This window comes from Isoptericola sp. MSGPD8_1_ISO-PGPR-S23-394, assembly GCF_058072785.1.
On sequence record NZ_CM176517.1, the window covers coordinates 1,293,807 to 1,316,647 of the forward strand.

Sequence of the window (22,841 nt, forward strand, 5' to 3'; positions counted from 1 at the left end):
CCCGTACCGTCTGGCCGTGGTCGTCCCGGCTCGTGACGAGGTGCACGGCATCAGCGCCACCCTCGCCGCGCTGCGCGACCAGCAGGACCCTGACTTCGACCTGGTCGTCGTGGACAACGGCTCGTCGGACGGGACCGGCGAGCTCGTGCGGGCCACGGCGGAGGCATGGGGCATGACACGGTGGCGCGTGGTCGACGAGGCGCAGAAGGGCACCGGCGCCGCCGCCGACACGGGGATGCGGGCGGCGATCGCGGGCGGGGCGACGCACCTCGCGCGCACCGACGCCGACTGCCTGCCCGCACCCGACTGGACGCGTCGCGTCCGGGACGCGTTCGCCGCCGGGCACGACCTCGTCGCCGGCCGCCTGGTGGCCCGCACCGACGACCGTCCGGTCTCGCGCGTCCAGCAGGCCGTGCTGGCGGCGGCGGTGGTCGTCGCGAGCACGTTCGGCCGCTTCCGGCCCGGCAACCAGGACCCGGGCTACCGGGGTCCGTACGTGATGGCGGCGGGGTGCAACATGGCGATCACGGCGGCCCTGTACGAGGCGGCCGGGGGCTTTCCGCGCACGGCCATCGAGGACCTCCATGAGGACCGTGCCCTCGTCAACGCCGTCCGCCGCCTCACGACCCGGTACGGCGCGCACCGCGAGGTCGTGGTGCGCGCCTCCGCGCGGCGTGCCCACGCCTGGGGCCTGGTCCGCACCCTCGGCTGGTACGCCGACCACCGGTACCGCCCCGAGGTCGTGGACATCCGATGACGGCCCTGCGGTGGGAGGAACGCGTCCAGCGAGGGGCTCACCCGCTGGCCTACCCGGCGATCCGGGGGCTGCGGCGGCTCGGGCCGGTGGTGCGGGTCCCCGGCATCGGCGTCGTCGTCTCGGACGCCGCGACCGCCCGGGAGGTGCTGCTCGACACCGACCGGTTCTCCAAGGTCGGTCCGGGAGCGCCGTCGGACCTGTGGACACCGGTGCTCGGCCCCTCCGTGCTGCTCAACATGGAGGGGACCGACCACGGCCGCCTGCGCCGCACGCTGGCCGGCCTGTTCACCCCGCGCGCCGTGCGGGAGCTCGTCGCGGTGAGCGTGCCGGCCGCCCTGGCGGCGCTGCCCGAGCGCCTGCTGGCGGGGGACCGGGTCGACCTGGTCGAGGAGACGGCGACCATCGCCGGGACGGTGATCTGCGCGATGACGGGGCTGCCGCCGACCGACGCCGCCGTGCGCGAAGCGATGACCGCCGCCCAGTCCGTCGTCGGCCTGGTGCGTCTGCACCGGCACAGCCTGACCCCCTCCCAGGTGCGCCATGCGCGGGCGGTGCTCGCCCGGCTGTCGGAGCCCGCGCGCGACGCCTACCGGGACGGCGACCCGGCCACCGTCCCGGGGCGGATGCGTGAGCTGGGCCTGTCGGAGGAGGAGGCGTTGGGCGCGGTGGGCGCCTTCGTGCTCACGGGGACCGAGACGGTCCAGTCCTTCGTCCCGCGCCTGGTGGCGCTCGCCGCGGACACGGGCTGGCTCGACCGGCTGCTGGCTGCGGACCCGGCGACACCGGAAGGCGCCGCCGTGCGCGGTCGGGTGGTCGAGGAGGCGCTGCGGGTCACGGCGCCCACCCCGGCGATGCTCCGGTCGGTCCGCGTGGACGCGACCGTGGGCACGGTGCGGGTCCGGGCAGGTGACCGCGTCGTCGTCGCGACGATCTCGTGCTGCCGCGACGCCGGCCCGTTCGACCCGGGTACGCCGGCCGACGCCGCCGTCCGGCACCTCTGGTTCGGTGACGGACCGCACTTCTGCCTCGGGATGCCGCTCGCCCTGGCGCAGGTCGACGCGGTGCTCGACGCGCTGCGGCCGGTCGCCGTGGCGGGGCGTGACCTCCGGGTCGTGGACCGGTCGGTGGCGCGCGGCGTCCTCATCCCCGCCTACCGCTCGTTGACCGTGGAGGCCGCATGACCACCGGTGCCCACCTGCTCGACCCGGTCCTCGCCCGCGGGGCCGCCGGGCACCCCGGGGCTGACGACGTCGCGCTGCGCCGGTGGACCCGCGGCGGACGGCGCGGCCCGCGGGTGTGCGCGGAGGTCACGTACGGCGACCTGGCCCGCCGGATCACCGGGACCGCTGCCGCGCTCGCCGCCGACGGGCTCGCCCCGGGCGACCGGGCGCTGTTCTCGGTGCGCCCACGCCCCCAGGGCGTCGTGCTGGCGCTGGGGGCCGTCCGTGCCGGCGCGACGGTCGTGTTCGTCGACCCGGGGTCGACGCCGGAGCTGTTCGCCGCCCGCGTGGCCGCCGCCCGGCCGGCGCTCGCGATGACCGAGTCCCTGCTCTACGCCGTCTCGCGGGGCCCGTTGCGCCGGGTCGCGCGGGCCCGGGGCGTCCTGCTGCCGGACTACGCCACGCTGCCCGTCCGGCACGTGCACGCCGGTGCCTGGCTGCCGGGGGTGCCGCGCGGTTCGCGGTCGGCGGCGGCCCTGGCGCGAGCGGTCCCGGACGGCGGCTCCCTGCCGGAGCTCGACCCGGACCGCGAGGCGCTCGTCGTCTTCACCTCCGGCACGACGGCGCAGCCCCGCGCGGTGGTGCACAGCGCGGGCTCGCTGCTGGCCGGGTGCGACCTGCTGCGCGAGGTGTTCGACCTCGCCCCCGGCGACGTGGTGCACACCGACCAGATGCTGCTGGGCATGCCCGCGCTGCTCGCCGGCGCGACGTGGTCGGTCCCCGCCGACCCGCCCGGCCGGGACGTCGTGGCGTTCGGGCGGTGCCTGGCCGACGCCGCGGGGACCTACCTCGTTCCGGCGGACGTGACCGCGCTGCTGGACGCCGTCGAGGACGGGCGGCTGCCGGCCCGGGGACCGCGGGTGGCGCTGGTCGGGGGAGCGCCGGTGACCCGGGCGCTGCTCGAGCGCGCCACCCGGGTCCTGCCCGGCACCCGCTGGGTCGGCGTCTACGGGATGACGGAGATCCTGCCGGTCGCCGTCGTCGAGGCGGACGACAAGCTCGCGTTCGGCGGCGACGGGGACCTGGTGGGCCGTCCGTTGCCCCGGGTGGAGGCATGGCTGGGCCGTGCCCAGGACGCGGACGACGGCGTCGGTGAGCTCGTGCTCGGCGGCCCCTCGCTCATGACGGGCTACCTGCACGACCTCGACGGCGCGGTCGCTCCTGCACGTGCCCGCGAGCACCGCACCGGTGACCTCGCGCGCCTCGAGCCCGACGGCCGCATCGTGCTCGTCGGCCGGACGCGGGACATGATCATCCGCGGGACGACGAACATCTATCCCGGGCTCTTCGAGCCACGGATCGCGGCGCTCGACGGCGTCGGTGAGGCCGTCCTCGTCGGCGTGCCCCGCACGGACGGTGACGAGGTGGTCGCGCTGGTCGTGACCTCGGCACCGTCGCCGGCGGGCCTCCCGGGGGAGGTGACCCTCGATGCGGACCACCCGCTCGTCGCGCAGGTGCGGGCCGCGCTGCCGGACGTGCTCGACCACGACGCGCTGCCCGACGTCGTGCTGCACGCGTCGCACGTCCCGGTGGCCGGGCGCAGCCGCAAGCCCGACCGGACGGCGCTCGCCCGCGCCGCGGCCCGGTGGTGCCCGGAGGCAGGGCCAGGGCCGGGCACCGGTCGTCTGGCAGGGTAGGGCCATGGGAAAAGTCCATGAGTGCATCGACGACCGGCTGCGGGCGTTCCTCGAGGCTCAGCACGTGTTCTTCGTCGGGACGGCGCCGCTGGCGACGGACGGGCGCGTGAGCGTGAGCCCGAAGGGGGTCGGCGGGACGTTCGTGGTGCTGGACGACCGCACGGTCGCCTACCTGGACATCACGGCGTCCGGGGCGGAGACGATCGCCCACCTGCGGGAGAACGGACGGATCACCCTGATGTTCTGCGCCTTCGAGGGGCCGCCGAACATCGTGCGCCTGCACGGCCGGGGCCGGGTGGTGAGCCTGTACGACGACGAGTACGCGACCCTGGTGGAGCACTTCACCGAGCGGCGCGGTGCCCGGGCCGTCATCGTCGTCGACGTGGAGCGGGTCTCCGACTCGTGCGGGTACGGCGTGCCGCTCTACGACCACGTCGGCGAGCGCGACCTCCTGCCCGCGTTCATGGACCGCAAGGGTGCCGACGGTCAGGTCGCCTACCGACGGGCCAAGAACCTGACCAGCATCGACGGGCTGCCGGCGTTCGACGACGATCCCGCGCCGGTCGAGGAGCCCGTGGGGTCGCAGCCGTGACCGCCGTCACGCCCCGGACACCCTCGTGTCCATCATGCGGGACGCTTCGACCACGGCGTGACATCCATCGTCCGACGGCGTAACGTGCGTCACGTGCAGACGATTCTTCTCGTAGTACTTCCTGAGCGCGCCGGCTGAGGCCCCGCACAGGCTTTCGTCAGCGCGCTCACCCCTCGTCAGTCCCTCGTCCCGGGACCGGGGGGTTTTTCATTGCACAGATACCCCGGATCCACCCAGATCGAGCGGCAGGAGAGACCCCATGGGCCAGCCGAACCCGACACCAGCCCAGGTGGCTGCACGTACCGCGCCCCGCGGTGTCGACCGCGTGGTAGGCGAGCAGGTCACCGGCGCCCAGTCGATCGTCCGGTCGCTCGAGGCCGTCGGGGTCGAGAACGTCTTCGGCATCCCCGGCGGTGCGATCCTGCCGACCTACGACCCGCTGATGGACTCGGCGAAGCTGCGCCACATCCTCGTGCGTCACGAGCAGGGCGGCGGCCACGCGGCCTCGGGCTACGCGCACGCCACCGGCAAGGTCGGCGTGACCATGGCGACGTCCGGCCCCGGCGCGACCAACCTGGTCACGCCGCTCGCCGACGCCAACATGGACTCCATCCCGATGGTCGCGATCACCGGTCAGGTGGCCGCCCCGGCCATCGGGACCGACGCCTTCCAGGAGGCGGACATCGTCGGCATCACGATGCCGGTGACCAAGCACTCCTACCTCGTCACGGACCCCGACGAGATCCCGCGCACCATCGCCGAGGCGTTCCACATCGCCTCGACCGGGCGCCCCGGTCCCGTGCTCGTCGACATCGCCAAGTCCGCCATGCAGGAGCGCACGACGTTCTCGTGGCCGCAGGAGCTCGCGCTGCCCGGCTACCACCCGGTGACGAAGCCGCACGCCAAGCAGGTCCGCGAGGCCGCCAAGCTGCTCGCCACGGCGCGTCGCCCGGTGCTGTACGTCGGTGGCGGCGTCATCCGGTCCGGTGCCTCGGCGGCGCTGCGGCGCCTGGTCGACACCTCGGGTGCCGCGGTCGTCACGACGCTCATGGCCCGCGGCTCCGTGCCGGACTCGCACCCGCAGCACCTGGGCATGCCCGGCATGCACGGCACGGTGCCGGCCGTCGCGGCCCTGCAGAAGGCGGACCTCGTCGTGGCGCTCGGCGCCCGGTTCGACGACCGTGTGACCGGCAAGCTGTCCAGCTTCGCGCCGCACGCCGCCGTCATCCACGCGGACATCGACCCCGCCGAGATCGGCAAGAACCGCGCTGTCGACGTCCCCATCGTCGGAGACCTGCGCGAGGTGATCGAGGACCTGGTGCCCGCCCTGCAGGCGGAGCAGGAGCGGACGGGCAAGCCCGACGTCGAGGCCTGGTGGCACCAGATCGACACCTGGCGCGAGACCTACCCGCTGGGCTTCTCCCCGACGGCGGACGGCCATCTCGCCCCGCAGCACGTGATCTCGCGGCTGGGTGAGATCGCCGGGCCCGACGCGATCTACGTCGCCGGCGTGGGCCAGCACCAGATGTGGGCGGCGCAGTTCATCCGGTACGAGCGCCCGAACACGTGGATCAACTCCGGTGGCCTGGGCACCATGGGCTACTCGGTGCCGGCGGCCATGGGCGCCAAGGTCGGTGAGCCCGACCGTGACGTCTGGGCGATCGACGGCGACGGCTGCTTCCAGATGACCAACCAGGAGCTCGCCACCTGCGCGATCAACGACATCCCCATCAAGGTGGCGCTGATCAACAACAGCTCGCTCGGCATGGTCCGCCAGTGGCAGACGCTCTTCTACAACGAGCGGTACTCCAACACCGACCTGCACACCGGCCACGGGACCGTGCGGATCCCCGACTTCGTCAAGCTGGCCGAGGCCTACGGCTGCGTCGGGATCCGCGTGGAGCACGAGTCCGAGGTGGACGACGCCATCAAGCGGGCGAACGAGATCGACGACCGCCCCGTCGTCGTCGACTTCAACGTCTCGCGCGACGCGATGGTGTGGCCCATGGTCGCGGCCGGCGTGAGCAACGACGACATCCAGTACGCGCGCGGCATCTCGCCCGCCTGGGAACGCGAAGACTGAGTGAGGACTGAACCATGTCGCGACACACGCTGTCCGTGCTGGTGGAGAACAAGCCCGGCGTCCTGACACGCGTCGCCGGCCTCTTCGCCCGCCGTGCCTTCAACATCCACTCCCTGGCCGTCGGTCCCACCGAGCACGACGAGATCTCCCGGATCACCGTGGTCGTGGACGTCGACGAGCACCCGCTCGAGCAGGTCACCAAGCAGCTGAACAAGCTCGTGCACGTGATCAAGATCGTGGAGCTCGACGCCGAGGTGTCCGTCCAGCGCGAGCTCCTGCTCGTCAAGGTCAAGGCCGACGCCGCCACGCGGTCCGGCGTCCTGGAGGTCGTCGAGCTGTTCCGCGCCCACGTCGTCGACGTGGTGCCGGACACGGTCGTCATCGAGGCGACCGGGACGAGCGCCAAGCTCGACGCGCTGCTGACCGCGCTCGAACCCTTCGGGGTCCGCGAGATCGTCAAGTCCGGGACCCTCGCCGTCGGGCGCGGGTCGCGGTCCATCACCGACCGGGCCCTGGAACGGGTGCGCAGCGCCTGAGACGCCGCGTCATTTCCCGCCCGAGGCCTGGCACCATCAACCCGACACCCCCCGACGCGAACCACCCCGAGATTGAGGAGCACCACCGTGGCTGAGATGTTCTACGAGGACGCCGCCGACCTGTCCATCATCCAGCAGCGCAAGGTCGCGGTCATCGGCTACGGCAGCCAGGGCCACGCCCACGCGCTCAACCTGCGCGACTCCGGCGTCGACGTCCGTGTCGGCCTGCGTGCCGGCTCGGCGTCGCAGCAGAAGGCCGAGAACGAGGGCCTGAAGGTCCTCCCCGTCGCCGACGCGGTCAAGGAGGCCGACGTCGTCGTCATCCTGGCCCCGGACCAGGTCCAGCGTGACCTGTACCGCGACGAGATCGCCCCGAACCTCACCGAGGGCACCGCTCTCGTGTTCGGGCACGGTTTCAACATCCGCTTCGGCTACATCAAGCCCGAGGCCGGCCACGACGTCCTCATGGTCGCCCCCAAGGGCCCGGGCCACCTCGTGCGCCGCGAGTACGTCGACGGCCGCGGCGTCCCGGTGATCGTCGCCGTCGAGCAGGACGCCTCCGGCTCGGCCTGGGACCTCGCGCTGTCCTACGCGGCCGGCATCGGCGGCCTGCGTGCCGGTGGTATCAAGACCACCTTCACCGAGGAGACCGAGACGGACCTGTTCGGTGAGCAGGCCGTGCTGTGCGGCGGCGCCTCGCAGCTCGTCCAGTACGGCTTCGAGACCCTCACCGAGGCGGGCTACCAGCCCGAGGTCGCCTACTTCGAGGTGCTGCACGAGCTCAAGCTCATTGTCGACCTCATGGTCGAGGGCGGGATCGCCAAGCAGCGCTGGTCCGTCTCCGACACCGCCGAGTACGGCGACTACGTCTCCGGGCCGCGGGTCATCTCGCCCGAGGTGAAGGAGAACATGAAGGCCGTGCTCGCCGACATCCAGTCGGGTGCCTTCGCCGAGCGCTTCATCGCGGACCAGGACAACGGCGGCCAGGAGTTCAAGGAGCTGCGCGCCAAGGGGGAGGCGCACCCCATCGAGACGACCGGTCGCGAGCTCCGCAAGATGTTCGCGTGGATCAAGCCCGCTGACTCCGACTACCAGGAGGGCAGCGCCGCTCGCTGACGCCACCCCTGTCGCGAGCGACGCGTGCGGCCGTCACCCCGACCCCGGGGTGGCGGCCGCGCGTGCATCCGGGGCGCGCGCGGCGCAGCGCGGGACGCCGCGGTGCCGCCCTGGCAGGATGGCTCGCATGACCGAACCGACGAACGAGGCGCAGGGCGCCGGGACCTCAGGCAGCGCACCTCACCTGGCGGACACCGACCAGGCCGACCGCATCACGCGGTTCTGGGACACCGCCCGCCCGAGCGCAGGGCGGACCAGCCACGGCGGTGCCGTCGGCGAGCGGTCGGAGAACGTGGTGCCGCCGCCGGCCTGGGCGTTCGGGGACAACCCCGAGCTCGCCGACGAGCTGCTCGAGCTCGTCCTGGCGGGGACCAAGACCGCGACCGCGGAGTCCCTGTGGGAGTTCGAGGCGGCGGGCGAGCCGGTGCCGCGCGAGGGGGACCTCTCGATCGTGCTGGACGGCGCGGGCGAGCCCCGGCTGCTGCTGCGGACGACCCGCGTCGAGACGGTCCGGTTCGACGAGGTGACCGTCGAGCACGCCCGTCTCGAGGGCGAGGGCGACCGCACGCTGGAGGACTGGCGCGAGGGGCATGAACGGTACTGGCGCCGCACCCTCGCGGCGAGAGGGCGCGAGTTCGACCCGTCGATGCCGGTCGTGTGCGAACGGTTCAAGGTCCTGTACTCGGATTAGGGAGACACTCGGAATAGGGAGACGCACGATGTCGCTGCGCTGGTACTCGACGGTCGTGGAGACGACCGACCCTCGCGTCGCCTGGCCGGTTGGTGGGCCGAGGCGCTCGGTTGGCAGTTCAACCACGAGTCCGACGAGGAGTGCGTCCTGGTGCCGCCGTGGGCGGCCGAGCTCGTGGAGCAGCTCGACTTCCACCGGGTGCCGCCCGGGATGGTCTTCGTCCGGGTCGAGCAGGAGAAGTCCGGCAAGAACCGGTTGCACTGGGACTTCGCGCCGCACACGAGCGACGACCGTGACGCCGAGATCGAGCGGCTGGTCCGGCGGGGTGCCACCGTGATCGACGTCGGTCAGCCCGACGACGTGTCGTGGACGGTCCTGGCGGACCCGGACGGCAACGAGTTCTGCGTGCTGTCCGCCCGGGAGACCTAGCGTCCGTATCGCGAGACGGGCGTCCGCATCATGACCGACTACGGCGTAGGCTCGGCCCATGACGCGCAACATCGACCTGGCAGTGGTGGCAGGAGACGGCATCGGGACCGAGGTCGTCGAGCAGGCCCTCGCGGTCCTGGACGCCGCCGTCGCCGGATCCGACCTCAAGATCTCCACCACCGAGCTCGACCTCGGTGCGCGTCGGTGGCACGCCACCGGTGAGACGCTCACGGACACCGACCTGCAGCGCATCCGCGAGCACGACGCGATCCTGCTCGGCGCGATCGGCGACCCGTCGGTGCCCTCCGGCGTCCTGGAGCGGGGTCTGCTGCTCAAGCTGCGCTTCGCACTCGACCACTACGTGAACCTGCGCCCCGGCAAGCTGTACGAGGGCGTGACCAGCCCGTTGGCCGCACCCGGCGACGTCGACTTCGTCGTCGTCCGCGAGGGCACCGAGGGTCCATACGTCGGCAACGGTGGCTCCGTCCGCACGGGGACGCCGCACGAGATCGCCACCGAGGTGTCGGTCAACACGGCGTTCGGCGTGGAGCGCGTCGTGCGTGACGCGTTCGCTCGTGCCCAGGCGCGTCCCCGCAAGCACCTCACCCTCGTGCACAAGCACAACGTGCTGGTGCACGCCGGTCACCTGTGGCGCCGGACGGTCGAGGCGGTCAACGCCGAGTTCCCCGACGTCACGACCGACTACCTGCACGTCGACGCCGCCACGATCTTCCTGACCACGAACCCGTCGCGGTTCGACGTCATCGTCACCGACAACCTGTTCGGTGACATCCTCACCGACCAGGCGGCCGCCATCACTGGCGGGATCGGCCTGGCCGCCTCGGCGAACATCAACCCGGACCGCACCGCGCCGTCGATGTTCGAGCCGGTGCACGGCTCGGCACCGGACATCGCCGGCCAGGGCAAGGCGGACCCGACCGCCACCGTGCTGTCGGTCTCGCTGATGCTCGACCACCTCGGCCTGAGCGACGAGGCCGCGCGGGTCGAGGCGGCCGTGGCCGCGGACCTGGCGACCCGTGGTGACACGGTGCGCACGACGGCGGAGGTCGGCCGGGACCTGGCCGCACGAGTAGCGGGCTGAGCCTGGTCGCGGTGCGGGGAGGGGCCGCAGGGCCATCCTTCCCGGATCGGACCGGTGCTCGCGTAGGTCACGGCGCCCCAGCCGTGGAAGACTACGAAGGTCCGTTCGTGAAAGGGTCCCGCAGACATGACCAGCACCGACAGTTCCGCCATCCTCCCCGCCGAGCTCGAGGACCTCGTCGCACTGTTCGACGTCGAGCAGTCCGACGCCCCGACGCCTGACGACGAGCGCGAGGCCGCGCTCGCCGCACCGCGCTTCGGGACGGTCTTCACCGACCACATGGCGCGCGTCACCTGGCGTCGCGACACCGGTTGGCTGGACCGACGGATCGAGAAGTACGGGCCGCTGCAGCTCGACCCGGCGACCGCCGTCCTGCACTACGCGCAGGAGATCTTCGAGGGGATGAAGGCGTACAAGCACGCCGACGGCTCCGTGTGGACCTTCCGTCCGGACGCGAACGCGGCCCGGTTCGCCCGGTCCGCGCACCGGCTGGCCCTGCCGGCGCTCTCCGTCGACGACTTCATCGGGTCCATCGCCGCGCTGGTGCGGACCGACCTCGCGTGGGTCCCCGGCGGCGAGGACTCCAGCCTCTACCTGCGGCCCTTCATGTTCGCCTCCGAGGCGTTCCTCGGGGTGCGGCCGGCCGCCGAGGTCGAGTACCTCTGCATCGCCTCGCCGGTCGGCCCCTACTTCGCCGGCGGGGTCAAGCCCGTGTCGATCTGGGTCGCCGAGGACTACCACCGCGCCGGCCCCGGCGGCACGGGCGACGCCAAGTGCGGGGGCAACTATGCCGCGAGCCTCCTGCCGCAGACCCAGGCGCAGGAGAACGGCTGCGACCAGGTGTGCTTCCTCGACGCCGCCACGAACCACTACCTCGAAGAGCTCGGCGGCATGAACGTGTTCGTCGTCATGGCCGACGGCAGCGTGCACACGCCCGAGCTCACCGGCTCGATCCTTGAGGGCGTGACCCGGTCCTCGATCCTGCGTCTCGTCGCGGACCGCGACCGGGACGTCGTCGAGCGCCGGATCCCGCTGGCCGAGATCGTCGCCGGGCTCGCCGACGGCACCGTGCGCGAGGTCTTCGCCTGCGGCACCGCCGCCGTCGTCACGCCGATCGGCAGGCTCGCCGGGAGCACGTTCGACCACACGGTCGCCGACGGCGAGCCCGGGGAGCTGACCATGCAGATCCGCACCGAGCTGACCGACATCCAGTACGGCCGCGCCGAGGACCGGCACGGCTGGATGCGTCGCCTGGCCTGAGGGCGAGCGGCCGTGACGGCGCAGCTCACGACGGCGGAGCTCGGCCGGACGTCGTGGGCCCGCCAGCACCTCCTCGCCCGCGCGGAGGGCACGGTCGCGGAGATGGTCGGTGCCGCCGGCGGACTGCAGGCCCAGCATCCGGGCATGCCGTCCACGGCGCTGTGGGCGCGCCGGGCGGGGACGTCGACCACCGACCTCGACGACGCCTGCTGGGTCGACGGTCGGGTCGTGGGGACCTGGGCCCTCGACGTCGACGGCGATCGGGCGACGCTCGCGGTCACGTCGACCGCCACCGCGCCCGACCTCACCGCGGCGCTGCGCGACGAGCTGGACGCCGAGGGCGTCCGCCTGGTGGAGCGGCTCGCCCCGGACGCCGCCGAGCGCGCCGTCACATGGTCTCGGCCGGCCGGTTGAGCGTGCGGCCCAGGACACTCCCGAGCATCGAGGAGACCGCGATCCCGAGGACGATCCACACCAGGGCGGTCATGGCCGCGGCCAACGGGTCCGGTCGCCCGGTGAACGGCAGGACCGCGAGGATCACGGCGGTCAGGCCCACCAGCCAGTGGAAGAACATGTCGGGCCGTGGCGCGACCACGACCAGCAGGTGCAGCACCACGGCCGCCAGCAGGGCGAACAGGGCTCCGGCACCGGCCCACGAGGCGTGGTCGCCGACGCCGATCGCGTCCGGCGGCGGGTACAGGCCGATGTCGAAGACCTCGTCGAAGATGACCGAGGCGGCGAACCCGAGGAGCGCGCACACCAGGACGGTCGCCGCGGCACCGGCCCAGTAGCGCCCGGCGTCGAGCCGGGGGCGTGGTGGTCCGGCGGGCTCGGTCGGCTCCCAGGACGCCTGGCCGGGGGGCGGGAAGACGCTGGGGGGCTGCTCGCCCGGGTGCACCGGCTCCTGACGCTGCGTGGGGTCCTGCGCGCCGTAGGGCCGCTGGGGATCGCTCACCGTCGTCCTCCTCGTGTCGTCGACAGCCCTAGCCGACCACATCTGGTCCCTGCACACCTCGCGGACACCCCGTACCGGCGTGGATCGACCGGTCCAGGACGCGGACGGTCGGTGACCTCGTAGGTCGACTGTGGCACTATGTGAGGCATGACTCACGCACGGCAGCCCCACCACCGCTGCTCCTGCCGCATTAGCTAGCGCGTCCGGTCCACCTGACCGGACGCGCAGACCTTCCGTACCCGGGGGGTCTTTTTTGTTGTCCAGATCTGTGCCCGCACCGAGCCCCACGGGAGCCACCGATGGCCGCCGCCCCGTTCCACGTGTACGACACCACCCTGCGCGACGGTGCGCAGCAGGAGGGGATGAACCTCTCCGTCGCGGACAAGCTCGCGATCGCGCCCCTGCTCGACGAGCTGGGTGTGGGCTTCATCGAGGGCGGGTGGCCGGGGGCGATCCCGAAGGACACCGAGTTCTTCCGGCGTGCCGCCAAGGAGGTCGAGCTGCGCAACGCCGTCCTGGCGGCGTTCGGCGCGACGCGCAAGGCCGCCACCCGGGCCTGGGACGACCCGCAGGTGCGCGCCCTGGTGGACTCCGAGGCGCCGGTGGTGACGCTCGTGGCCAAGTCCGACGTCCGGCACGTCGAGCGTGCCCTGCGCACGACGCCGGACGAGGGCCTGGCGATGATCCGCGACACCGTGGAGTTCCTGGTGGGTGAGGGGCGCCGGGTCGTGGTGGACGCGGAGCACTTCTTCGACGGCTACCGGTTCGACCCGGCGTACACGACGGCGGCCGTGCGGACCGCCTTCGAGGCGGGCGCCGAGGTGGTCGCCCTGTGCGACACCAACGGCGGCATGCTGCCGAGCTGGGTCGCGGACACCGTCGCCGAGCTGCGCGAGACGCTCGGGATGGCGCACGGCCGCGACGCCCTGCCCGGCGACAGCCTGCTCGGGATCCACGCGCACAACGACTCCGGGTGCGCGATCGCCAACACGCTCGCCGCCGTCGACGCGGGCTGCGCGCACGTCCAGGGGACGGTGAACGGCTACGGCGAGCGGACCGGCAACGTGGACCTGGTGGCGGTCGTGGCGAACCTGGCCCTGAAGAACGGGATCTCCACCCTGCCCGGCGACGGGCTCGCCGACTCGACGCGGATCGCCCACGCGGTCGCCGAGATCACCAACATCGCGCCCTACGCCCGCCAGCCGTACGTGGGGGCGAGCGCCTTCGCCCACAAGGCCGGTCTGCACGCCAGCGCGATCAAGGTCGACCCGGACCTCTACCAGCACATCGACCCGACCGCGGTCGGCAACGACATGCGCATGCTCGTCTCGGACATGGCCGGCCGCGCCTCCATCGAGCTCAAGGGCCGAGAGCTCGGCTTCGACCTGGCGGGTCAAGGCGAGCTGCTGACCCGGGTGACGAACCGGGTCAAGGAGGCGGAGGCGCAGGGCTACACCTTCGACGCCGCCGACGCCTCCTTCGAGCTGATCCTGCGCGAGGAGCTGACCGGCGGGCGGCCGCACTACTTCCGCATCGAGTCCTGGCGCGCGATCGTCGAGACGTCGGGCGGCCGGGCCGGTGGGCAGCCGGACGCCGACCGTCGTGACGCCGAGGCGTTGGCCGAGGCCACCGTGAAGCTGCACGCCGGCGGTGAGCGCATCGTGGTCACGGGGGAGGGGAACGGTCCCGTCAACGCGCTCGACCAGGCGCTGCGGCACGCGCTCACTCGCGTCTACCCGCAGATCGAGAAGTTCGACCTCGTCGACTTCAAGGTGCGCATCCTCGACGCCGAGCACGGCACCGACGCCACCACTCGCGTCCTGGTCGAGACCACCGACGGGCACCACACCTGGTCGACCGTCGGGGTCGGGCCCAACATCATCGAGGCCGCGTGGGAGGCGCTCATCGACGCGCACGTCTACGGCCTGGTCCACGCGGGCGTCGATCCTCGGTGAACCGCCGCTAGGCTGGCCGGGTGCATGGTGAGTACAAGGTTTCCGGCGGCAAGCTCGTGGCGGTCGACCTCGACGTCGACACCTCGTCGGACCCGGGCGTCCTGACCGACGTCCGGCTCAGCGGGGACTTCTTCCTGGAGCCCGACGAGGCGCTGGGCGTCATCGACGCCGCGCTGACCGGGCTGGCGTCGTCGACGTCCACGGGCGAGCTCGCCCGGGTGGTGACCGAGGCGCTCGACGCGGCGCAGCGGGCCGGGACCCTGGCCGGCCCGGTGGCCATGGTCGGGTTCGACGCCCGGGCGGTCGCCGTCGCTGTGCGCCGCGCCCTCGGCCTGGCCACCACGTGGGACCAGCACACCTTCGAGGTGCTCCGGCCCGGCCCGCTGCCGCCCCGGACGCTCGCGGCGCTGGACCAGGTGCTCACCCAAGAGCTCGCCGAAGGACGGCGCGGGCCCACGCTGCGGTTCTGGGACTGGGACGAGCGGGCGGTGTTCATCGGCTCCTTCCAGTCGTACCGCAACGAGATCGACGACGACGGCGTCGCCCGCCACGACGTCACCGTGGTGCGGCGCATCTCCGGCGGGGGAGCGATGTTCATGGAGGCAGGCAACTGCGTGACGTTCTCGCTCGTGGTGCCGGGGTCCCTGGTGGACGGCATGAGCTTCGAGGACTCGTACGCGTTCCTGGACTCGTGGGTGCTCGGCGCGCTGGCCGAGCTCGGCGTCGAGGCCTCGTTCGCGGGGATGAACGACGTCGCCTCACCGGCCGGCAAGATCGCGGGGTCCGCCCAGAAGCGGCTCGCCGGGGGAGCAGTGCTGCACCACATGACGATGGCCTACGACATCGACGCCGACAAGATGCTCGAGGTGCTGCGGATCGGCCGCGAGAAGATGTCCGACAAGGGCACGCGCAGCGCCAACAAGCGGGTGGACCCCCTGCGCTCGCAGACCGGGATGGCGCGCGACGACGTCGTCGACGCCTTCGCGCGGTACTTCGCCGAGCAGTACAAGACCCAGGAGTCCGCGCTGCGGCCGGAGGAGCGGGAGCGGGCCGAGGAGCTGGTCCGGACCAAGTTCGCGACCCCGGAGTGGATCCACCGGGTGCCCTGAGCGGCCTCAGACCGGTGGACGGTCCCCGAAGACCCCGGTCCCCACGCGGACGATCGTCGCGCCCTCGGTCACGGCGAGCTCGAGGTCGCCGGACATCCCCATGGACAGCTCGCGGGCGCCGGCCGTGCCCGGGGCGCCGGAGGCCACCACCTCGTCACGGAGGGAGCGCAGCCGGGTGAACCCGGCGCGGACCTCGGCCTCGTCGTGGCTGCGGGCACCGATCGTCATGAACCCGGTGAGCCGCAGCCCGTCGAGCGTGGCGACGTGCCGGGCGAGCGCGGCGGCCTCGGTCGGCGCCGACCCGGACTTGCTCTCCTCGCCGGAGACGTTGACCTGGACCATGACGTCGAGGGTGCGGCCCGCGCGGCCCGCTCGCAGCGCGACCGCGTCGGCGAGCTCCGCCCGGTCGACCGTCTCCAGACCGGTCACCGTCGGCAGCATCTGGTTGATCTTGTTGCGCTGCAGGTTGCCGATCATGTGCACCTCGACCCGGCCTGCCGAGACGAGCCCGGCGAGGTCGGGGGCCTTCGCGACGAGCTCCTGGACGCGGTTCTCCCCGAGGAGCACCGCGCCGTCGTCCCCGCGGGAGGCGGCCAGGTCGGTCGCGGCAGCGACGGCGGCCAGCACCGTCCCGGCGTCCTGAGTCTTGGTCGCGAGCAGGACCCGGACCTCGGAGGGGTCGCGGCCCGCGGCGGTCGCGGCGGCGTCGACCCGCGCGCGCACCGCGGCGAGCCGGTCGTGGAGGGAGGGCATGGGGCCAGTCTACGAACGCCGGGGTCCGCTCAGGGTGTCCCCGGATCCCGTACCGACGCCGGTGGTGGGACGATGGGAGGCGTGAAGGCACTGCTCAACGTCATCTGGCTCGTCTTCGGAGGGCTCGTGCTCGCGCTCGGCTACGCCGCCGCGGGCATCATCTGCTGCGTCCTCATCGTCACCATCCCGTGGGGTATCGCGTCGTTCCGGATCGCCGGGTACGCACTGTGGCCGTTCGGGCGCACCGTGGTGGACAAGCCGGGTGCCGGCGGCTGGTCGGTGCTGGGCAACATCGTCTGGATCGTCGTCGCCGGGATCTGGCTGGCCATCAGCCACGTGGTCACCGCGGTCGCCCAGGCGATCACGATCATCGGCATCCCGCTGGCGATCGCCAACCTCAAGATGATCCCGATCTCCCTGCTTCCCCTGGGCAAGGAGATCGTCCCCAGCGACGCGCGGTACCCGACCTACCAGCGGGCCTGAAGCGGCGTGCCCGGTGGCGCGGGGCGACGCACCGCCTCGTCCAGCGCCCGCACCAGCTCACCGACCCGCCCGCCACCCGGCGGGGCCACGGGGTAGCGGAGCAGGACGGCACGGACGAGGGCTCCTGCCAGCTCCCGGGAGGGGACCAGGTGTGCGGAGCCGGCGGCGGGACCCTCCGCGAGCTCGACGGCGTAGGCCGCGTGGGCGGCCGCCCCGAGGATGTGCTTGATCTGGTGGGGCCGGGCCAGCGGATGCAGGAAGGCGGCGGCCGCGGCGCTCATCGCAGCGCGTGCGGCCTCTCGGGCTGGTGTCGCACCGGCCTCCTGTCCCGCGCGGTGCGCGGCCCAGGCGGCCGACCGGAGCGTCGCTCGGCGCGGAGCGCCCTGGCTGAACTCGTCGGCGGCGCGGAGCGCGTCCATCACCCTGACGTCGTCGGGCCGGGCACGGGTGAAGTGGTGCAGCACCGTCCTCGCCCGGGCGGCCCCGTAGGCCGTGATCGTGCGGAGGTCGTCGAGGGTCAGCGAGTCCACGGGGCGGGGAGCGTCCACCGGCTCAGCGACCGATCGTCGCGCACGTCGCGTCGGTGAGCCGCACCAGGTCCCCGGGGGTCAGCGAGACGTCGAGCCCGCGGCGCCCGCCCGAGACGTAGACGACGTCGAAGCCCTCCGCGGTGGTGTCCACCACCGTGCGGTGCCGGGAGCGCTGGCCCAGCGGCGAGATGCCGCCGGCCACGTACCCGGTCGCCCGTTCGGCCCGGGCCACGTCCGCCATCGCGCCCCGCTTGCCGCCCACGGCGCGCGCCAGGGCCTTGAGGTCCAGGGAGCCGGTGACGGGCACGACGGCGACCACGAGCGTGCCGTCGACGTCCGCCAGGAGCGTCTTGAACACCTGGGACGGCGCGACGCCGAGCGCGTGCGCCGCCTCGTCGCCGTAGCTGAGCTCGCTCGACGGGTCGTGGTCGTACGGGTGGACGCCGTGCGGCACGCCCGCCCGCTCCAGCAGGCTGACAGCAGGGGTCGCGCCGCGCGCGGTCTTCTTCCGGGCCACGACGCCCAGTGTGCCCGATCTCGCACCCCGCGCACCGCCGTCGAGCACGGTCCCGCGGCCCGTGCGGCGTACGGTGGTGGCCGTGCTCACCCTCCTCGTCCTCGCGATCCTCGTCGGCGGGATCCTCCAACGGGTGACGGGGATGGGGTTCGGGCTGGTCGCCGGCCCGTTCATCGTGCTGATCGTCGGGCCGCTGGAAGGCGTGCTCTTCGTGAACCTGGCCGGCGCCATCGCCTCGGCGCTGATCCTCGGACGGGTGGTCCGGGACGTGGAGTGGCGCAAGTTCGCCTGGCTCGTGACGTCGTCGTTCGTCGTCACGGTGCCTGCCGCGCTGCTCCTGCGGGACGTCAGCGCCCCGGCCCTCGAGGTCACCATCGGGCTGTTCATCATCGCCGCGATGACCCTGGCGGTCGTCACCACCCGCCTGCGCCGCGAGGACCGGCACCCCGTGGACGCCGCGGCGGGCTGGCCGTTGGCCGTGACGGGGACGGCCAGCGGCATCGGCTCGGTCGCCGCGGGGATCGGGGGGCCGCCGGTCGCGGTCTACGCCGTGCTCAGCGGCTGGGACCCCCGACAGTTCGCCGCCACCGCGCAGCCGTTCTTCGTCGCGAACGCCGTCGCGGCCCTCGTGGCCAAGCTGGTGCTCGCCGACGCGTCGTTCCCGACCATGGCGCCGTGGGAGTGGGTGCTGCTGATGGTGGCCATCGTCGGCGGGCTCGCGATCGGCGAGGTGCTCGCCCCGCGGGTGTCCGCCGAGGCCACCCGCCGGGTGCTCATCGTGCTCGCCTACGTCGGCGGGCTGGCGACGCTGACCCGGGGGCTCACGGGCCTGTGACGGCGGGCGCCCGGGCGCTCACGTGTGGTGGCGACCCTCGCGGTCGGTGCGGTCGCCGTGGTTGTCCGGCGGCGCGTCGGCGCGGTGCTCGGGACGGTGCTCCTGGTCGGTGTCGTCGATGCGGACGGTCCCGGTGGTGGCCCGGTGCTCGGGGTCGAGCTCGTCGGCGCGGCGCAGGCGCTCCTCGACGTCGGCCCGGCTCTCGCCGACCTTCGCGCTGCGGTCCTGGGCCTCCTGCTGGAGCCGCGCCGCCTCGGCGGCCTTGCGATCGGCCTCGGCCTGCTGCAGCCGTGCCTCGGCATCGAGCTTCTCGGCCGACGCCTCACGCTCCTGCACCGCGATGCGCTCGCGCTCGGCGTCACGACGCAGCTGGGCCGCCTTCGCCTGCTCGGCCTCGTGCCGTTTCGCCGAGACGGTCCGCGACCGGCGCACCAGGAACCAGACGAGGATCGCGAGCAGGATCACGGCGACGAGCGCGATGACGATCCACAGGGTGGTCGAGCTGTCCATGGCTGCCCCCCGACGTGTCGAGCGAGGTGATCCCCTCTGAGGCTATTGAACGGCGGACCGGTTGCGCCCGCAACCCGCTGCCGACGACAGGGACCTTCGTGACCTTCGGGGCCTTCGGGACGTGCTACGCGAGACGCCCGACGTGGACGATGCGCACGACCGGCGCGCCGGCCTCGTCGCTCGCCGCCAGGTCGACCAGGGCGGTGATCGCCCAGTCGCGGTCGCCGTCGGCGTCGTCGAGCACCTGCCGGACCCACCACGACCCGGCGGGGACGGTCGTGAGGTGCTCGCCGTCCGACGTCGTCGCGCCGGCCGGCAGCTCGGCACCCGGTTCCCGCAGCGTGAGCAGGGCGCTGGCGCGGGCGTTCGCACCGAAACCGATGGCGTCGTCGCCCTGGGTCTCGAAGAGGTCCTCCAGCGCGTCCGCCCACGCGTCACCGTCCCAGCCGGACGTCTTGTCGAGGGCTTCGAGCGCGTCGTAGTCCTCGCGGGCGGCCAGCTCGACGCGGCGGAACATGGCATTGCGCACCAGGCGGCGGAAGGACCGGGGGTTGCCGGTGACCGGGCGGGCGGGCGCCTCGGCGCCGGCCTCGGCGAGCTCGCCCTCCGCGACGGCGTCGGCGTCGTCGTCCACGGGGTTCTGCAGCCGCTCCCACTCGTCCAGCAGCGACGAGTCGACCCCGCGCACGAGCTCGCCGAGCCACTCGACGACCTCGAGGACGTCTTCGGTGCGGTGCTCCTCCGGGACCACCTGCCGGGTCGCCCGGAACGCGTCGGCGAGGTACCGCAGCACCACGCCCTCGGTGCGCTCGAGCCCGTAGACGCTGACGAGCTCGGCGAACGTCATCGCCTGCTCGAGCATGTCCCGCACCACGGACTTCGGGGCGAGCTCGGCGCCCGCGACCCACGGGTTGGACTGCTTGTACTGGGCGAACGCCGGTTCGAGCAGGTCCGCGAGCGGCCGTGGCCAGGTGACCTCCTCGAGCAGCTCCATGCGCTCGTCGTACTCGATGCCCTCGGCCTTCATCTCGGCGACGGCCTCGCCGCGGGCCTTGCGCTGCTGCCCGTAGAGGATCTGGCGCGGGTCGTCGAGGGTGGCCTCGATGACGGAGACGACGTCGAGAGCGTGCGTGGGGGAGTCCACGTCGAGCAGGTCCATCGCCGCCAGGGCGAACGGGGACAGCGGGGCGTTGAGGGCGAAGTCACGGGGGAGGTCGACCTCGAGCCGGACGCTGGGGCGGTAGCCCGCCGGTCGCGTCGGGTCCGGGACGCGGACCTTCTCGACGACGCCCGCGACCCGCAGCGACCGGTAGATGCGTAGCGCCTGGCGCACGTGAGCCGCCTGCTGGGCGTCGGTGTCGTGGTTCGCGGTGAGCAGGTGGCGCATCGCCTCCACGGGGTCGACGGTGCCGGACCCGGCGGAGTCGTGCGAGTCGCGGGTGCGGGCGAGCACGTTGAGCACCATCGCGTGGTTGACGGTGAACTGGCTGGCCAGCGGTTCCGGCGGCGCGTCGCGCAGGCGTTCGAAGGTGGAGTCGGTCCAGTTCACCGAGCCGGCCGGCGCCTTCTTGCGGACGAGCTTCTTGAGCTTCTTCGGGTCGTCGCCGGCCTTGGCGACGGCCTTGCGGTTCTCGATGACGTGCTCGGGAGCCATGACGAGGACCTCGCCGAGGGTGTCGTAGCCGGCCCGTCCGGCCCGTCCGGAGATCTGGTGGAACTCCCGCGCCGTGAGGTGCCGCATCCGTTCGCCGTCGAACTTCACGAGGGAGGTCAGGAGCACGGTGCGGATGGGCACGTTGATACCGACGCCGAGGGTGTCGGTCCCGCAGACCACCTTCAGCAGGCCACGCTGCGTGAGGCGTTCGACGAGGCGCCGGTACTTCGGCAGCATGCCGGCGTGGTGCACCCCGACCCCGGCACGCAGGTACTTGCTGAGCACCTTGCCGAAGCCGGTGCCGAACCGGAACGCCCCGATCTCGGCGGCGATGGCAGCCTTCTCCTCCTTGGAGGAGAGCTTGGTGCTCAGCAGCGCCTGCGCGCGGTCCACGGCGTCCTTCTGCGTGAAGTGCACCACGTAGACCGGGGCGCGGTGGGTGGTGACGAGTTCCTCGATGACCTCGGGCAGCGGGTCCTGGACGTAGGAGAACGTCAGCGGCACGGGGCGCTCGGCGTCGGCGACCTCGGCCACCTCGCGCCCGGTGCGCTCCGCCAGGTCCTCGCGCAGGCGGGTGGTGTCGCCGAGCGTGGCCGACATCAGCAGGAGCTGCGTGTGCGGCAGCTCCAGCAGCGGCACCTGCCAGGCCCACCCGCGCTGGGGGTCGCCGTAGTAGTGGAACTCGTCCATGACGACCTGAGCGATGAAGTCCTCCTCGCCCGGCGTGCCGGCGCCCCGGCGCAGCGCGAGGTTGGCGAGGATCTCCGCGGTGCAGCAGATGATCGGCGCGTCCGCGTTGACCGCGCTGTCGCCGGTCATCATGCCGACGTTGCGCGAGCCGAACGCCGCGACCAGGTCGAAGAACTTCTCGCTGACCAGCGCCTTCAGCGGTGCGGTGTAGTAGGTCCGCCCGCCGAGCCCGGAGCGCCGGGCGGCCAGCGCCGCGAACTGCGCGCCCATCGCCACCATCGACTTGCCGGAGCCGGTCGGCGTGGCCAGGACGACGTGCGAGCCCGTCATGAGCTCGAGCAGCGCCTCCTCCTGGTGGGGGTAGAGGGTCCGGCCCGTCGACGCCGCCCACTCGCCGAAGCCTTCGAACAGTACGTCCGGGTCCGGCGCCTTGCCCGTGGGGGCCGGCAGGAACGGCAGCAGGGTGCCGGCGGGACGCGGGACGGTGGAGGGGGCAGGGGCGTCGGTGGCAGTCATCGCGGCCCATTGTCCCAGGCCTTCACGGTCCGTGGTTCGGCACGTCGTGCGCTGTTCGGCAGCTCCAGCTGCCGAACAGCGCACGACGTGCCGAACTCGGAGGGGCCGCGGTCAGCAGGCGCCGAGGTCGCTCCAGACGCCCCACTGGCCGGCGGACGACGGGTCCTCGCCGCGGGTCCACCACTTCGCCTGGTAGGTGCGGCCGTCGTGGGAGACCTGGTCACCGTTGAGGTAGACCGCTGCCGGGTCCCAGGCCGCGGTCTCGCAGTCACCGGGGTCCGGGTCCGGCGTCGGGTCCGGGTCGGGGTCCGTGCCGCCCCCGTCGCCGCCGACCGTCACGTCGACGCAGGCGTAGAACGCCATGGCCGTGTCGGCGACGTTCCACCGGGCGAGGATCGTGTGATCACCGGCCGGCAGGCTGTCGAGCGTGTGCTCGACGACGGCTCCGGGTCGCGCGCCGCCGTCGTCGAACGTGCGGTGCAGCACACCGTCCACGAAGTACTCCCAGGTGCTGGTGGCGTGCATCGCGGTGAGCTGCCACCGCATCGTCACCGAGGAGTCGATGGTGGTGCGGGGCCAGGGCTTGCTCTCGTCGTCGAGGATGTCGAAACCGCTGCCGCCGGAGCACTGCATCGAGCCCTTCGGGGCCTCGACGCTCTGCGGCTCGTACTGCAGGCCGCCGCAGTCGAACGACAGGTTGCCGGTGCTGCAGTGGTCCTGGCGGCTGGGCGGGTTGGTGACCCAGCCGTGGGCGGCGGCCGTGGGGGCCACTGCCAGGGGGGCGAGGAGCGCCACCAGCCCGGTGACGGTGGTGACGAGTGCTGTGCGCCATCGCATCGTGCATCTCCTGTTCGTCAGGTATCTGGACAAATTCGACGGTAGACCGAGGCATACGACCTGCACATCAGGGG

At 72.9% G+C, this 22,841-nt stretch carries 23 protein-coding genes; 16 read left to right on the top strand and 7 right to left on the bottom strand.

What is annotated here, in order from left to right; genetic code table 11:
• Positions 1-16 precede the first annotated feature (16 nt).
• The 12 genes from AC3RJ8_RS05665 to AC3RJ8_RS05720 all read left to right on the top strand — a co-directional run bounded on the left by AC3RJ8_RS05665 (position 17) and on the right by AC3RJ8_RS05720 (position 11,837).
• The gene (locus AC3RJ8_RS05665; RefSeq protein WP_489714948.1) at positions 17-757 is read left to right on the top strand and encodes a glycosyltransferase; all 741 of its coding nucleotides are present in this window, start codon (positions 17-19) and stop codon (positions 755-757) included.
• Positions 754-1,938 carry a cytochrome P450 gene (locus tag AC3RJ8_RS05670; protein WP_489714949.1) on the top strand — a complete coding sequence of 395 codons (1,185 nt, stop codon included), beginning with the start codon at positions 754-756 and terminating at the stop codon, positions 1,936-1,938. The genes AC3RJ8_RS05665 and AC3RJ8_RS05670 overlap by 4 nt, the downstream gene beginning before the upstream one ends.
• Positions 1,935-3,614, top strand: a complete 1,680-nt coding sequence (locus AC3RJ8_RS05675; RefSeq protein WP_489714950.1) for a class I adenylate-forming enzyme family protein — start codon at positions 1,935-1,937, stop codon at positions 3,612-3,614. Before AC3RJ8_RS05670 ends, AC3RJ8_RS05675 begins: the two co-directional genes overlap by 4 nt.
• A gap of 4 nt (positions 3,615-3,618) precedes the next feature.
• A complete protein-coding gene (locus AC3RJ8_RS05680) occupies positions 3,619-4,206 on the top strand; it encodes a pyridoxamine 5'-phosphate oxidase family protein (protein WP_489714951.1) in 588 nt (195 codons plus the stop codon).
• A gap of 259 nt (positions 4,207-4,465) precedes the next feature.
• Positions 4,466-6,289, top strand: coding sequence for an acetolactate synthase large subunit (locus AC3RJ8_RS05685; RefSeq protein ID WP_489714952.1), 1,824 nt, complete (start codon positions 4,466-4,468; stop codon positions 6,287-6,289).
• A 14-nt stretch (positions 6,290-6,303) separates the two neighbouring features.
• Entirely contained in the window at positions 6,304-6,825 is a 522-nt protein-coding gene (gene ilvN / locus AC3RJ8_RS05690; protein WP_489714953.1) for an acetolactate synthase small subunit, read from the top strand.
• Positions 6,826-6,912: 87 nt separating this feature from the next.
• Positions 6,913-7,941, top strand: coding sequence for a ketol-acid reductoisomerase (ilvC, locus tag AC3RJ8_RS05695; protein WP_343036521.1), 1,029 nt, complete (start codon positions 6,913-6,915; stop codon positions 7,939-7,941).
• Positions 7,942-8,068: 127 nt separating this feature from the next.
• Positions 8,069-8,632: an ASCH domain-containing protein gene (locus AC3RJ8_RS05700; RefSeq protein WP_489714954.1), complete on the top strand. Its 564-nt coding sequence runs from the start codon at positions 8,069-8,071 to the stop codon at positions 8,630-8,632.
• A gap of 81 nt (positions 8,633-8,713) precedes the next feature.
• On the top strand, positions 8,714-9,061 hold the full coding sequence (locus tag AC3RJ8_RS05705; RefSeq protein ID WP_489715588.1) for a VOC family protein: 348 nt from the start codon (positions 8,714-8,716) through the stop codon (positions 9,059-9,061).
• A gap of 58 nt (positions 9,062-9,119) precedes the next feature.
• Positions 9,120-10,163, top strand: coding sequence for a 3-isopropylmalate dehydrogenase (locus AC3RJ8_RS05710; RefSeq protein ID WP_489714955.1), 1,044 nt, complete (start codon positions 9,120-9,122; stop codon positions 10,161-10,163).
• A 126-nt stretch (positions 10,164-10,289) separates the two neighbouring features.
• The gene (locus AC3RJ8_RS05715; protein ID WP_489714956.1) at positions 10,290-11,423 is read left to right on the top strand and encodes a branched-chain amino acid aminotransferase; all 1,134 of its coding nucleotides are present in this window, start codon (positions 10,290-10,292) and stop codon (positions 11,421-11,423) included.
• A 12-nt stretch (positions 11,424-11,435) separates the two neighbouring features.
• The gene (locus tag AC3RJ8_RS05720) at positions 11,436-11,837 is read left to right on the top strand and encodes a hypothetical protein (RefSeq protein ID WP_489714957.1); all 402 of its coding nucleotides are present in this window, start codon (positions 11,436-11,438) and stop codon (positions 11,835-11,837) included.
• On the opposite strand, the gene AC3RJ8_RS05725 is transcribed toward AC3RJ8_RS05720, so the two are convergent.
• Positions 11,812-12,378, bottom strand: a complete 567-nt coding sequence (locus AC3RJ8_RS05725; RefSeq protein ID WP_489714958.1) for a hypothetical protein — start codon at positions 12,376-12,378, stop codon at positions 11,812-11,814. The genes AC3RJ8_RS05720 and AC3RJ8_RS05725 overlap by 26 nt on opposite strands.
• Positions 12,379-12,677: 299 nt before the next feature.
• Between AC3RJ8_RS05725 and cimA the strand changes: the two genes are divergently transcribed.
• Positions 12,678-14,333: a citramalate synthase gene (gene cimA, locus AC3RJ8_RS05730; RefSeq protein ID WP_489714959.1), complete on the top strand. Its 1,656-nt coding sequence runs from the start codon at positions 12,678-12,680 to the stop codon at positions 14,331-14,333.
• Positions 14,334-14,353: 20 nt separating this feature from the next.
• The gene (gene lplB, locus AC3RJ8_RS05735; RefSeq protein ID WP_489714960.1) at positions 14,354-15,442 is read left to right on the top strand and encodes a lipoate-protein ligase small subunit; all 1,089 of its coding nucleotides are present in this window, start codon (positions 14,354-14,356) and stop codon (positions 15,440-15,442) included.
• Positions 15,443-15,448: 6 nt separating this feature from the next.
• Here lplB and AC3RJ8_RS05740 read toward each other — a convergent pair whose 3' ends face one another.
• Positions 15,449-16,195, bottom strand: a complete 747-nt coding sequence (locus AC3RJ8_RS05740; protein ID WP_489714961.1) for a YggS family pyridoxal phosphate-dependent enzyme — start codon at positions 16,193-16,195, stop codon at positions 15,449-15,451.
• Positions 16,196-16,276: 81 nt separating this feature from the next.
• On the opposite strand from AC3RJ8_RS05740, the gene AC3RJ8_RS05745 reads away from it, so the two are divergent.
• On the top strand, positions 16,277-16,678 hold the full coding sequence (locus tag AC3RJ8_RS05745; RefSeq protein ID WP_489714962.1) for a YccF domain-containing protein: 402 nt from the start codon (positions 16,277-16,279) through the stop codon (positions 16,676-16,678).
• On the opposite strand, the gene AC3RJ8_RS05750 is transcribed toward AC3RJ8_RS05745, so the two are convergent.
• Together AC3RJ8_RS05750 and ybaK are read right to left on the bottom strand one after the other, a co-directional pair.
• Positions 16,663-17,226, bottom strand: coding sequence for a putative immunity protein (locus AC3RJ8_RS05750; RefSeq protein WP_489714963.1), 564 nt, complete (start codon positions 17,224-17,226; stop codon positions 16,663-16,665). The genes AC3RJ8_RS05745 and AC3RJ8_RS05750 overlap by 16 nt on opposite strands.
• A gap of 4 nt (positions 17,227-17,230) precedes the next feature.
• Positions 17,231-17,725: a Cys-tRNA(Pro) deacylase gene (gene ybaK / locus AC3RJ8_RS05755; protein WP_489715589.1), complete on the bottom strand. Its 495-nt coding sequence runs from the start codon at positions 17,723-17,725 to the stop codon at positions 17,231-17,233.
• A gap of 82 nt (positions 17,726-17,807) precedes the next feature.
• Between ybaK and AC3RJ8_RS05760 the strand changes: the two genes are divergently transcribed.
• Positions 17,808-18,560 (top strand): sulfite exporter TauE/SafE family protein, encoded by a 753-nt coding sequence (locus AC3RJ8_RS05760; RefSeq protein WP_489714964.1) that lies wholly within the window; start codon positions 17,808-17,810, stop codon positions 18,558-18,560.
• 18 nt (positions 18,561-18,578) lie between these two features.
• On the opposite strand, the gene AC3RJ8_RS05765 is transcribed toward AC3RJ8_RS05760, so the two are convergent.
• The 3 genes from AC3RJ8_RS05765 to AC3RJ8_RS05775 all read right to left on the bottom strand — a co-directional run bounded on the left by AC3RJ8_RS05765 (position 18,579) and on the right by AC3RJ8_RS05775 (position 22,767).
• Positions 18,579-19,070, bottom strand: a complete 492-nt coding sequence (locus tag AC3RJ8_RS05765) for a hypothetical protein (RefSeq protein WP_489714965.1) — start codon at positions 19,068-19,070, stop codon at positions 18,579-18,581.
• A 124-nt stretch (positions 19,071-19,194) separates the two neighbouring features.
• Entirely contained in the window at positions 19,195-21,930 is a 2,736-nt protein-coding gene (locus AC3RJ8_RS05770; RefSeq protein ID WP_489714966.1) for a DEAD/DEAH box helicase, read from the bottom strand.
• Between the two features lie 111 nt (positions 21,931-22,041).
• Positions 22,042-22,767 carry a lytic polysaccharide monooxygenase gene (locus tag AC3RJ8_RS05775; RefSeq protein ID WP_489714967.1) on the bottom strand — a complete coding sequence of 242 codons (726 nt, stop codon included), beginning with the start codon at positions 22,765-22,767 and terminating at the stop codon, positions 22,042-22,044.
• Positions 22,768-22,841 lie beyond the last annotated feature (74 nt).